Source organism: Saccharothrix sp. NPDC042600, assembly GCF_040647305.1.
Classification (GTDB): Bacteria; Actinomycetota; Actinomycetes; order Mycobacteriales; family Pseudonocardiaceae; genus Actinosynnema; species Actinosynnema mutabilis.
Genome location: NZ_JBEZBW010000102.1, coordinates 1 through 11,484, shown reverse-complemented (window position 1 = coordinate 11,484; position 11,484 = coordinate 1). Strand labels below are relative to the sequence as shown.

General features: G+C 72.7%; 11 protein-coding genes and 1 riboswitch. Of the genes, 6 read left to right on the top strand and 5 right to left on the bottom strand.

Going from position 1 to position 11,484, the window contains the following annotated elements:
• Positions 1-192 precede the first annotated feature (192 nt).
• The gene (locus tag AB0A74_RS35655; protein ID WP_358256593.1) at positions 193-687 is read left to right on the top strand and encodes a GNAT family N-acetyltransferase; all 495 of its coding nucleotides are present in this window, start codon (positions 193-195) and stop codon (positions 685-687) included.
• Between the two features lie 31 nt (positions 688-718).
• Here AB0A74_RS35655 and AB0A74_RS35650 read toward each other — a convergent pair whose 3' ends face one another.
• The 3 genes from AB0A74_RS35650 to AB0A74_RS35640 form a co-directional block, all read right to left on the bottom strand.
• The gene (locus AB0A74_RS35650) at positions 719-1,687 is read right to left on the bottom strand and encodes an ABC transporter ATP-binding protein (RefSeq protein ID WP_358256592.1); all 969 of its coding nucleotides are present in this window, start codon (positions 1,685-1,687) and stop codon (positions 719-721) included.
• Positions 1,688-3,304, bottom strand: coding sequence for an iron ABC transporter permease (locus AB0A74_RS35645; protein ID WP_358256591.1), 1,617 nt, complete (start codon positions 3,302-3,304; stop codon positions 1,688-1,690).
• On the bottom strand, positions 3,280-4,308 hold the full coding sequence (locus AB0A74_RS35640) for a thiamine ABC transporter substrate-binding protein (protein WP_358256589.1): 1,029 nt from the start codon (positions 4,306-4,308) through the stop codon (positions 3,280-3,282). Before AB0A74_RS35640 ends, AB0A74_RS35645 begins: the two co-directional genes overlap by 25 nt.
• A riboswitch (TPP riboswitch) is annotated at positions 4,300-4,413 on the bottom strand. It overlaps the preceding gene by 9 nt.
• A 31-nt stretch (positions 4,414-4,444) precedes the next feature.
• Between AB0A74_RS35640 and AB0A74_RS35635 the strand changes: the two genes are divergently transcribed.
• Complete coding sequence (locus AB0A74_RS35635) at positions 4,445-4,738, top strand: 4a-hydroxytetrahydrobiopterin dehydratase (RefSeq protein WP_309116841.1); 294 nt, start codon at positions 4,445-4,447, stop codon at positions 4,736-4,738.
• Here the strand turns inward: AB0A74_RS35635 and AB0A74_RS35630 are convergent.
• Positions 4,694-5,890 (bottom strand): mannosyltransferase, encoded by a 1,197-nt coding sequence (locus tag AB0A74_RS35630; protein WP_358256587.1) that lies wholly within the window; start codon positions 5,888-5,890, stop codon positions 4,694-4,696. The two genes, AB0A74_RS35635 and AB0A74_RS35630, sit on opposite strands and share 45 nt — an antisense overlap.
• A 383-nt stretch (positions 5,891-6,273) precedes the next feature.
• The gene (gene ychF, locus AB0A74_RS35625) at positions 6,274-7,353 is read right to left on the bottom strand and encodes a redox-regulated ATPase YchF (RefSeq protein ID WP_358256585.1); all 1,080 of its coding nucleotides are present in this window, start codon (positions 7,351-7,353) and stop codon (positions 6,274-6,276) included.
• A gap of 79 nt (positions 7,354-7,432) precedes the next feature.
• Between ychF and AB0A74_RS35620 the strand changes: the two genes are divergently transcribed.
• From AB0A74_RS35620 to AB0A74_RS35605, 4 genes are all read left to right on the top strand, one after another.
• Positions 7,433-8,701 (top strand): AlkA N-terminal domain-containing protein, encoded by a 1,269-nt coding sequence (locus AB0A74_RS35620; protein ID WP_358256584.1) that lies wholly within the window; start codon positions 7,433-7,435, stop codon positions 8,699-8,701.
• On the top strand, positions 8,698-9,204 hold the full coding sequence (locus tag AB0A74_RS35615; protein ID WP_358256582.1) for a methylated-DNA--[protein]-cysteine S-methyltransferase: 507 nt from the start codon (positions 8,698-8,700) through the stop codon (positions 9,202-9,204). The genes AB0A74_RS35620 and AB0A74_RS35615 overlap by 4 nt, the downstream gene beginning before the upstream one ends.
• 136 nt (positions 9,205-9,340) lie before the next feature.
• The gene (locus AB0A74_RS35610) at positions 9,341-11,245 is read left to right on the top strand and encodes an ABC transporter ATP-binding protein (protein ID WP_358256580.1); all 1,905 of its coding nucleotides are present in this window, start codon (positions 9,341-9,343) and stop codon (positions 11,243-11,245) included.
• Positions 11,232-11,484: hypothetical protein (locus AB0A74_RS35605; RefSeq protein ID WP_358256578.1), on the top strand; the 253-nt coding region annotated here is incomplete at its 3' end. The genes AB0A74_RS35610 and AB0A74_RS35605, both read left to right, overlap by 14 nt.

Below are 11,484 nucleotides of genomic sequence, written 5' to 3'. Positions count from 1 at the left end.
CGGCAGGTGGCGCGGGCCGCGTGATCTGGCAGGGCGTGCGCGTCGGCGGGTCAGCGGCTCGCACGGCCCGGCAGGGTGGCGGCGCGCTCAGGCAGGGCGGCGGGGCGCGTGGTGTGGCGATTCGCCAGTCCGGCTGGTAGCGCGCGTGAAAATCCGTTGGCCCCGTCCAGCGCCTCGGGCAGGGTGGCGCGCATGTTCCTGGAGACCGAGCGGGTCAGGTTGCGGAGCTTTCGTGAGTCCGATGTGGACGCCCTCGCCGACCTGCACGCCGATCCGGCCGTGATGCGCTACCTGGACGGCGGTCGGCCGCTCGACCGGGCCGCGGCGGCGGAGCTGCTCGACCGGCTCATCGCCGCCGACGGCTGGTGGGCGGGTGAGGAGAAGGCGGGTGGTCGGTTGCTCGGGTTGTTCGAGTTCCGCGAGACCGCGCCCGGCGTCCGGGAGCTCGGCTACCGGCTCCACCCGTCGGCCTGGGGCCGCGGGTTCGCCACCGAAGTCTCGAAAGCTTTGCTGGACAAGGGTTTCCGCGAACTGGGCGTGCACCGCGTCTTCGCCACGACGATGACCGTCAACACCGGCTCCCGCCGCGTCATGGAACGGGTCGGCCTGCGCTTCGTCCGCACCTTCTTCCAGGACTGGCCCGACCCCATCCCCGGCTCCGAGCACGGCGAGGTCGAGTACGCCTGACCCGCGAAGACTGGACCGGGGGTCCGGCCCGCTAGCCGATGACGGCGACCCCGTCCGGGTCCACCGCCAACCGCACCCGCTCACCCACCTCGGGAGCGGCGGCGACAGGGGCCACCGCCTCGAACTCGTCCCCCTCCACGCTCACCAGCAGCCGCACGTGGTCGCGCCGGTGGACGCGTTCGAGCACGTCCCCCGCCAGCCCGCCGTCCGGGTCCACCCGCAACGCGGACGCCCGCAACCCCACCCGCGCCGCCACACCCACCAGCCGCGCGGCCCGCTCCGCCGCCAGCACCTTCCCGCACCCCAGGAACCGGGCCGTCTCGACGTCCGCCGGCGACCGCCACACCTCCGCCGGCGGCCCGACCTGCACGATCCGGCCCGCCCGCATCACCGCCACCCGGTCGGCCAACGTGAACGCCTCGTCGTGGTCGTGCGTGACCACCAGCGCCGTCGCCCCGGCCTCCCGCAGCAGCCGCGCCAGGTCCACCGCCAACTGCTCCCGCAACGCCCGGTCCAGCGCCGACAGCGGCTCGTCCAGCAGCACCAGCCGGGGCCGGGGGGCCAGCGCCCGCGCCAGCGCGACCCGTTGCTGCTCGCCGCCGGACAGCTCGGTCACCCGCCGCCGCTGGTAGCCGGCCAGCCCGACCAGTTCCAGCAGCTCGTCCACGCGCTTGCGCCGCGCCTCCCGGTCCACCCGCTGCATCCGCAGCCCGAACGCCACGTTCCCGGCGACGTCCCGGTGCGGGAACAGCTGCCCGTCCTGGAACACCAGCCCGAACCCGCGCCGGTGCACCGGCACGCCCGCCAGGTCCGCGCCGTCCCACGTCACGCCGCCGGACGAGGCCGGCACCAGCCCCGCCACGGTCCGCAGCAGCGTCGACTTGCCGCACCCCGACGGCCCGAGCAGCGCCACGACCTCGCCGTCACCGACCGACAGGTCCACACCGGACACCGCGACCAGCGGCCCGTACCGGACGGTGATCCCCTGCAACGCCAACATCTAGAACTCCCCGCCGGCCGGCACCCGCAGCCGCTCGACCAGCAGCACGGCCGCCGCGGTCACCACCATCAGCAGCGCGCACGCCGCGTACGCCATCTGGCTGTTCAGCTCACCCGGCCGCGCCATCAGCCGGGCGATCACCACGGGCAGCGTCGGCGCGTCCGGCCGGGCCAGGAAGCTGGTCGCCCCGAACTCCCCCAGCGCCACCACGAACCCGAACCCCGCCGCCGCGACCAGCGACCGCGACGCCAGCGGCAGGTCCACCTCCCGCCACACCCGCCACGGCGAGGCGCCCAGCGTCGCCGCCGCCTGCCGCAGCCGCTCGTCCACCGCCCGCAGCACCGGCAGCACGATCCGCACCACCAACGGCGTCACGACCAGCGCCTGCGCCAGCGGCACCAGCAGCGGCGACGTGCGGAAGTCACCCGGCAGGGCGTCCATGGTGACCAGGTACCCGAACCCGACGGTCACCGCGGACACGCCCAGCGGCAACATCAACGCGGTGTCCAGGGTCTCGGCCAACCACGCCCCGTGCCGCCGCAACCCCACCAGCACCACCGCCGACACCACGCCCACGACCAGCGCCACCAGGGTCGCGTCGGTCGCCACCCGCACCGAGTTCAGCGCCGCGTCGACCCCGGTCACCGCCAGCGTCCCGCGGTCGCCGGTCCCCGCCAGCGCCCGGTACCCGGCGAGGCTCCAACCGTCCGAAGTGGACAGCGACCGCACCACCAACCCCACCACCGGGGTCAGCAACAGCCCGACGACCAGCCACGCGACCGCCACGACGCCCCACTCGCCGCCGACCGGCCGCCGCACCGCCTCGGCCCGCAACGACAGCGCCCGTTCCCGACGCCGCCGCAGCACCCCGCCGACCACCAGCACCGCCACCACCGCGACGAACTGCACCAACGACAGCGCCGCCGCCCCGGACAGGTCGAACAGCTCGACCGTCCGCAGGTAGATCTCCGTCTCCACGGTCCGGTACCGCGCGCCGCCCAGCACCAGCACCACGCCGAAACTGGTGGCGCAGAACAGGAACACCACCGACGCCGCCGAACCCAGGGCCGGCGCCAGCGCGGGCAGCACCACCGACGTGAACGCCCGCGGCCGCGACGCCCCCAGCGACCGCGCCGCGTCCTCCGCCCGCCGGTCCAGCGACGCCCACACGCCGCCGACGGTCCGCGCGACCACGGCGACGTTGAAGAACGCGTTGGCCAGCACGATCGGCAGCACCCCGCCGTCGGGCCACAGCGCCCGGAACGCGAGCCCCACCACGACCGTCGGCAGCACGAACGGCACCATCACCGCCGCCCGCACCACGCCGGTGCCCCACACCCGGCACCGGGCCAGCAGGAACGCCACCGGCAGGCCCGTGACCAGCGCCAACAGCGTCGCGGCGAGCGCTTGGCCGAGCGTGAACCCGACCAGCTCCCACGTCTCGGGAGCGCCGATCACGGGCAGCACCCCGCCCTCGCCCAGCCCGAGGCCGACGATCGCGACCACCGGCCAGGCGAAGAACACCCCCAGGAACCCCAGGGGCAGGAGCGCGGCGAACGACCAGCCCAGCCCCGCGCGTGCGAACGTCCCGGTCAGCCCTGCACGAGTGCGCGCCATTGCTGCACCCACCGCTCGCGGTTGGCGTCGACCTGGCTCGCGGGCAGGGTGCGGGCCTTCTCCGGCAGCGGAGCGGCCTTGGTCCACGCCTCGGGCAGCGCCACGCCCTCGCGCGACGGGTACACGTACATCTGGCCCGGCACGTCGGCCTGGAACTTCTCCCCGAGCAGGAAGTCCACGACCTTGCGCGCGTCCTCGGCGTTCTTCGTGCCCTCCAGCACGCCCGCGTACTCGACCTGGCGGTAGCAGGTGTCCAGCAGCGCCTTGGTGCGCGGCGTGCCGTCGTCGCCGATCTCCGCCGACGGCGAGGACGCGTAGGAGACGACGATCGGGCGCGGGCCCTTGCCGCTGGAGCCGGAGAAGTCCTGGGTGTAGGCCTCCTCCCAGCCGGAGACGACCTTGACGCCGTTCGCCTTGAGCCTGGTCCAGTAGTCCGGCCAGCCGGACTCGCCGAACTCCGCGACCGTGCCGAGCAGGAACGCGAGGCCCGGCGAGGACGTGGCCGGGTCCTCCACGACCAGCTTGTCCTTGAACTTCGGGTCCGCCAGGTCGGCGTAGGTCTTCGGCGCGTCCGCGCCCACCGCGGCCACGTCGATGTTCACGCACACGTCGCCGACGTCCACCGCGTGCAGGCGGTTGGGCGGGTCGAGCTGGTAGCGCTGCGCGCCCTTGCCGGCCTCGGCGGAGGCGTACTCGGCGAACACGCCCTCCTTCAGGGCGCGCGAGGCGAAGGTGGAGTCCACGCCGAACGCCACGTCCCCGATCGGGTTGCCCTTGGTCAGGACCAGCTTGTTCGTCATGGCGCCGGCGTCACCACTGGCCAGCGTCTTGATGGTGATCCCGGTCTCGGCCTTGAAGGCGTCGAGCAGCTCGGGCTTCACCGCGAACGAGTCGTGCGTCACGAGGGTGACGACGCGTTCGCCCTGCGGCGCTTGGCCCGTGGTCGCGGAGCACGCGGCCAGCGAGGCCGCCGCGACGGCGACGGTCAGCACTCGTCGGAACATCGTTTCTCTCCCTACGCCGGCATGATCCGGATCAGGTGGACGGTCGAGGGCTTGCGAGCCCTCCTCTCAGCCCGGCGCATCACCGGACTCCCGTGGCGAACGCGCAGTTTACGCCACGCGGTGGGACCATCGGGGCATGGCCGAGCTGCTGACCGACGACCAGGTGACCGCCGCGCTGTCGACGCTGCCCGACTGGAGCGCCCGCGACGGCGCGCTCGTCCGCACGGCGGAGCTGCCCAGCTTCGCGCAGGCGATCCAGGTGGTGAACCGGGTCGCGGAGATCGCCGAGAACGACAACCACCACCCGGACATCGACATCCGCTGGCGCACGCTGACCTTCCGGTGCAGCACCCACTCCAGCGGCGGGATCACCGCGCTGGACGTGTCACTGGCGGAGGAGATCGACGGCGTCCTCGACGCGCTCGCGTGACCTCTCGCGCAGCACCACGCCGATCGCGACCAGGGTGAGCAGGCCCACCGCCGGGTAGACCCAGCCGAGCAGGGACAGGTACCAGGGGCGGGAGATGATCCAGATCGACGGCTGGGCGTGGAGCAGGAACGAGATCAGGTAGCTGCCGATCGCGAGCACCCACGCCCACGCCGTCACGGCCGCGAGCCGGTGCCGCACGCCGTAGATCAGCCACATCAGCGCGGGCACCGCCCAGACCCAGTGGTGGCTCCACGAGATCGGCGACACCAGCAGGCCCAGGAACTGGACGGCGACGACCATCGCCAGCGTGTCGGTGGCCTTGACCGCCCACCACAGCGCCCACGCGGCGCACGCGACCGCGACCGCGACGCCGACCAGGTAGATCGGCCCGGCCTCGACGTCGTAGCCGACCGTCCGGGACAGCGCCGCGCGCAGCGACTGGTTGATCGCCGACCCGACCGGTCCGACGCGCGTGGCGTCGCCGAGCAGGTGGAACCAGAACTGGTTCGACTGGCCCGCGGAGATCGCGAACCCGAGCAGGACCGTGCCGGCGAACGCGACGAACGACCACACCGCGGCCTTGTACTTGCGGGTGACCAGGAAGTAGAGCCCGGAGATCGCCGGGGTGAGCTTGACGCCGGCCGCGACGCCGACGCCCAGTCCCGCGAGCCAGGGCCGCGCGCTGACCAGCGTGCCGATCAGCAGCGCCGCCAGCACCAGGTTGATCTGCCCGTAGTTGAGGGTGGTGCGGACCGGTTCGACCCACACGAACAACGCGGTCCACAGCATCGCGCGGCGGGGGTCGGCGCTGCCGACCAGGGTGAGCGCCTTGCGGGTCAGGAAGTACAGGCACGCCAGGCTGAGCAGCTGCCAGAACCAGCGCGCCACGCCCCACGGCACCCACGACAGCGGCACGAACACGAACGCCGAGAACGGCGGGTAGGTGAACGGCAGCGCGAACTGCTCGGAGAACTCCTTGAGCCGCCACTGGTACAGCTCGCCGGTGAACAGCTCGGGCGAGGCGTTGCGGTAGACCATCAGGTCCACCATGGTCATCTTCGCCTGCAGCGCGACCATCGCGAGGTGGCCGACCAGGGACAGCCCCAGCAGCCACGGCGCGACCCTCAGCACGCGCGCCTCGACCTTGATCACGCCACCTCCACCACGATCGTGTGAATTGCACGACTGCCGGCCAACGAAACCGGGTACCCGGACGTCTGGACGAGTGGGAGATCTACGCAAGGGGATTCGTATGACCGCCGACATCGTCGTGTTCACCGTCGCCGCGCTGGGCATGCTGGCCACAGCAGGTGGCGTGTTCGCACTCGCCCGCCACAGCCGCAACCAAGTGCGGTGACCGGAGTCGGGTTCGGACACTACCCGAACGCCCGATCAGGGCCCGCCCCGTCCGGGGTCGGGCCCTGATCCGTTCGAGGGCACGAGCGCCCCTCGGCACGAGCGCCCCTCGGCACGAGCGGGCCTCGGCACGAGCGGGCCTCGGCACGAGCGGGCCTCGGCACCGGCGGACCAGCCGGTCACACGTTGAAGCGGAACTCCACCACGTCGCCGTCGGCCATCACGTAGTCCTTGCCCTCCATGCGGACCTTGCCGGCGGCCTTCGCGGCGGCCATCGAGCCGGCTTCCACCAGGTCGGTGAACGAGACGACCTCGGCCTTGATGAAGCCGCGTTCGAAGTCCGTGTGGATGACACCCGCCGCCTGGGGCGCGGTCGCGCCCTTCGGGATGGTCCACGCCCGGGATTCCTTCGGGCCGGCCGTCAGGTAGGTCTGCAGGCCCAGGGTGTGGAAGCCGGCGCGGGCCAGGGCGTGCAGGCCCGGCTCGTGCTGGCCGATGGACTCCAGCAGCTCGCGCGCGGACTCCTCGTCCAGCTCCAGCAGCTCGGCCTCGACCTTCGCGTCCAGGAACACCGCGTCGGCGGGCGCGACCAGCTCGCGCAGCTCCTTCAGCTTCGCCTCGTCGGTCAGCACGCCCTCGTCCGCGTTGAACACGTACAGGAACGGCTTGGTCGTCAGCAGGCTCAGCTCGCGCAGCAGCTCGCCGTCGACCTCCGCCTGCGCCGCGAACAGCGTCCGGCCGGAGTCGAGGACCGCGCGCGCCTTGAGCGCCGCGTCGAGGGCGGGCCGGCGGTCCTTGACCGTCCGCGCCTCCTTCTCCAGCCTCGGCACGGCCTTCTCCAGCGTCTGGAGGTCCGCGAGGATCAGCTCGGTGTTGATCGTCTCGATGTCGGCCGCCGGGTCCACGCGGCCGTCGACGTGCACCACGTCGTCGTCGGCGAACACCCGGATGACCTGGCAGATCGCGTTCGCCTCGCGGATGTTCGCGAGGAACTTGTTGCCCAGGCCGGCGCCTTCGGACGCGCCCTTGACGATGCCCGCGATGTCGACGAACGACACCACGGCGGGCACCTCGCGCTCCGAGCCGAAGATCTCCGCCAGCTTGCCGAGGCGGGCGTCCGGCAACGGCACCACGCCGACGTTGGGCTCGATGGTCGCGAACGGGTAGTTCGCCGCGAGCACGTCGTTGCGCGTGAGGGCGTTGAACAGGGTGGACTTGCCGACGTTGGGCAGGCCGACGATACCGAGGGTCAAACTCACGGGGGGTGAGTCTACGCGGTGGGACGCCATGTCCGATTCCCGCGAGACCCCAGGTGCCGGCGGTGGCACAGTGAAGCTCATGTTGGTCGACGCCGAACGCGCCTACCGGGCGGTCGCGGCCCGGGACGCCCGGTTCGACGGGTGCTTCATCCTGGCGGTCCGGACCACCCGGATCTACTGCCGCCCGTCGTGCCCGGCCGTCACGCCCAAGCAGCGCAACGCCGAGTTCTACCCGACCGCCGCCGCCGCGCAGTCGGCCGGTTACCGCGCGTGCCGGCGCTGCCTGCCCGACGCCGTGCCCGGCTCCCCGGAGTGGAACCTGCGGGCCGACCTGGCCGCCCGCGCCATGCGCCTCATCGCGGACGGCGTGGTCGAGCGCGACGGCGTGCCGGGCCTGGCCGCGCGCCTCGGGTACTCCGAGCGGCACCTGACCCGCGTGCTGACCGCCGAGCTGGGGGCCGGTCCGCTGGCCCTGGCGCGGGCGCACCGGGCGCACTCCGCCCGGCTGCTGATCGAGACCACGGACCTGTCGTTCACCGACATCGCGTTCGCGGCGGGGTTCGCGAGCGTGCGGCAGTTCAACGACACGATCCGGGCCGTGTTCGCCGCCACGCCGTCGGAGATGCGGTCCAAGCGCAAGGTCGTCGGCACGGCGGGGCGGATCACGCTGCGCCTGCCGTACCGGCCGCCGTTCGACGCGGCGGGGCTGCTGGCGTCGTTCCGGGAGTCCGCGATCCCGGGCGTGGAGCACGTCACCGACACCTCCTACGCGCGGTCGCTGCGGCTGCCGCACGGGCAGGCGACGGTCCTGCTGGAGCCCGCCGACGGGTACGTGTCGTGCTCGCTGCGGCTGGGCGACCTGCGGGACCTGGGCAGCGCGGTGAGCCGGGTGCGCCGCCTGCTGGACCTCGACGCCGACCCGCAGGCGGTGGACGAGTTCCTCGGCGGCGACCCGCTGCTGCGCCCGCTCGTGCAGGCGCGCCCCGGGGTGCGGCTGCCGGGCAGCGTGGACGGGGCCGAGACCCTGCTGCGCGCGCTGGGGCACGTGTCCCCCGGCGAACCGCTGGACATCCCGGACGGGCCGGTGACCCACCTGTACCCGGCGCCCGCCGACATCGACTCGCCCGTCGCGGCGGCGTTGGCGTCCGGCGCGCTGGTGGTGGACGTGGGGCGCGACGCCGACGAGCTGGCGGCCGAGCTGTCCGCGTTCCCCGGCGTGGGGCCCGGGATCGCCCGGTACGTCGTGATGCGCGTGCTCGGCGCGCCCGACATCCCTTTGACCACGGACAACACGGCGTGGCGGCCCTGGCGGTCCTACGCCGAGATGCACCTCAGGAGGACCGCGTGACCACCGCCTTCTCGTCCACTGTGGACACCCCGATCGGCCCCTTCACCGCCGTGGTGGCGGCGGACGGGTCCGTGCTGGCCAGCGGGTGGACCGGGACCGTGGACGACCTGCTGCCGCAGGTGTCGCCGTCGCTGCGCCCCGCGAGCCTGACCACCCGCCGCGACCTGGGCGGGGTGACCCGGGCCGTGCGCGGCTACCACGCGGGCGACCTGGCGGCGATCGACGACGTCCCGGTGCGGCAGCGGTCCGGCGAGTTCATGGAACAGGCGTGGACGGCGCTGCGCACGGTGCCGGCGGGCAAGCCGGTCAGCTACGCGGACTACGCGCTGCTGGCCGGGCGTCCGTCGGCGGTGCGTGCGGCGGCTTCGGCTTGCGCGCGCAACGCGGCGACCTTGTTCGTGCCCTGCCACCGCGTGGTCCGCACGGGCGGCGCGATCGGCAACTTCCGGTGGGGCGTGGACGTGAAGCGCTGGCTGCTCAACCACGAGGCGGCCCTCACCTGACGGCTGTCGGGCGGCGCATGACGGTGTCGGCGGCGGATGAGGGCTGTCGGGCGGCGCATGGCGGTGTCGGGCGGCGCATGGCGGCTGTCAGCGAAATCGGTGGCATGGCACCGCGCGCAGGCGTTACCTGGACAGCATGACCTCCGTGCTGATCGGGGTGGAGAACATCTCCACGCCCAAGTGGGCGAAGGTGGGGCGCAAGGCCGCGACGGTCAGCCTCGGCAAGGCGTTGCGCAGCCTGCCGGAAGCGATCCGCGTGGTCGTCCGGTTGGCCTGGCGGACCTCGCCGAAGCTGACCGTCGCCGCCGCCGTCGTGCACGTGGTGAGCGGGTGCGTGACGGCGTTCGGGCTGCTCGCCACGGCGGACGTCTTCACCGCCCTGCTGCGCGACGGACCCACGCCGCAACGCGTCGCCGAGTCGTTGCCCGCGCTGGCCGTGGTGGTCGGCTCGTACGCCGCGCGGGCGCTGCTCGACACCGCCGTGGCGGCCGTGGAGAGCTCGTTGCGGCCCAGGGTGTCGCGGGCCGCGAACGACGAGGTCACGGCGGTGCTGGTGCGGGCGGAGCTGCTGGCGTTCGAGGACGCCGACTTCCGCGAACTGGCCCGCCAGGGCGGCCGGCACGGCGTGCGCAGCCTGGAGAGCAGCCTGCGGTACCTGGCCGACCTGGTGTCGTCGTGCATCACGATGGTCGCCGCGATCGTCACGGTCGGCCTGCTCGACCCGTGGCTCGCGCCCGCGCTGCTGTTGGCGGCCGTGGCGAACGCGTGGGCCTCGGCCCGGGTGTCCAAGCTGCGGTACGAGCACTTCCTGGACTCGGTCACCCGCAACATCCGCAAGGGCGTGGTGGAGGAGGTCGCCACCGACCGCGACTTCGCCCTCGAACGGCACGCCCTGACCCTCCAGGAACGCCTCCTCGCGGAGCACCGGCGCATCGCGGACTCGCTGATGGCCGACGAGATCCGCATGGCGCACAAGACGAACCTGGTCCGCCTCACCGGCCGCGCGCTCGCGGGGCTGGGGACGGGCTTCGCGTACGCGGTGCTTGGCGTGCTGCTGTACTCGGGCCGCATGGACCTGGCCCTGGCCGGCACGGCGCTGCTGGCGATGCGCACCGGGTTCTCGTCGCTGTCCACCACGACCCGCGCGGTGAACGCGATCTACGAGGACTCGTTCTACATCGACTTCTACCGGAAGCTGTTGGCCGAGGGCGCGGAGCGGGCGCAGCGACCGTCACCCACGAAGGCCCCGACGGACCCGGAGCTGATCACCCTGGAGAACGTCACCTTCCGCTACCCCGGCAAGGAGACGCCGGCGCTGGACGACGTGAGCCTGACCGTGCGCCGCGGCGAGGTCATCGCGCTGGTCGGCGAGAACGGCTCCGGGAAGACCACCCTGGGGAAGGTCCTGACCGGCCTGTACCCGGCGGACGGGGGAAAGGTCCGCTGGGACGGCGTGGACCTGGCGGAGGCGGACAAGACGTCGGTGCACTCGTCCATCGCGGTCATCGCCCAGGACCCGGCGCAGTGGCCCATGACGGCCCGCAAGAACGTCACCGTGGGCCGCCTCGACCGGGAGGACGACGCGGCGTGGGAGGACGCGGTCCAGCGGTCGGGGGCGGACGAGGTGCTGGCCACGCTCCCGTCGGGGCCCGACACCGTGCTGTCCCGCCAGTTCAACGACGGCCAGGACCTGTCGGGTGGGCAGTGGCAGCGGATGGGTATCGCGCGGGGCATGTACCGGGATGCGGCTGTCCTGGTGGCCGACGAACCCACGGCGGCTTTGGACGCGAAGGCTGAGGCGCGGGTGTTCGAGGGGCTGCGGGAGGCGGCGGCTCGGCGGACGACCATCCTGGTGACGCACCGGCTGGCGAACATCCGCAATGCGGACCGGATCGTGTTGCTGGACAAGGGGAAGATCGTCGAGCAGGGGACGCATGAGGAGTTGATGGCGCTCAAGGGCCACTACTACGAACTGTTCGAGCTCCAAGCCGCCGCTTACCGGGGTGACCTGCTTGCCCCTACGGCGGATGAAGCTGCGTGACTTGCGCGCTTTCGGAGAGCGGGAGAGCGAAGGCGAAGAGCGAAAGATCAAGAGCGAAAGCGAAAGCGAAAGCGAAAGCGAAAGCGAAAGCGAAAGATCAAAAGCGGCGCTCGCCGCGCGGCAGGCCCCCGGGGGGTGGAAGAACGTCGGTTCGTTCCCCGTACGGCCTGCCGGAGGCAACCACCCTTCTCCCTTCTTGGCAACCGGAAAAGCTGGTTGCCAAGAAGGGAGAAGCGCGG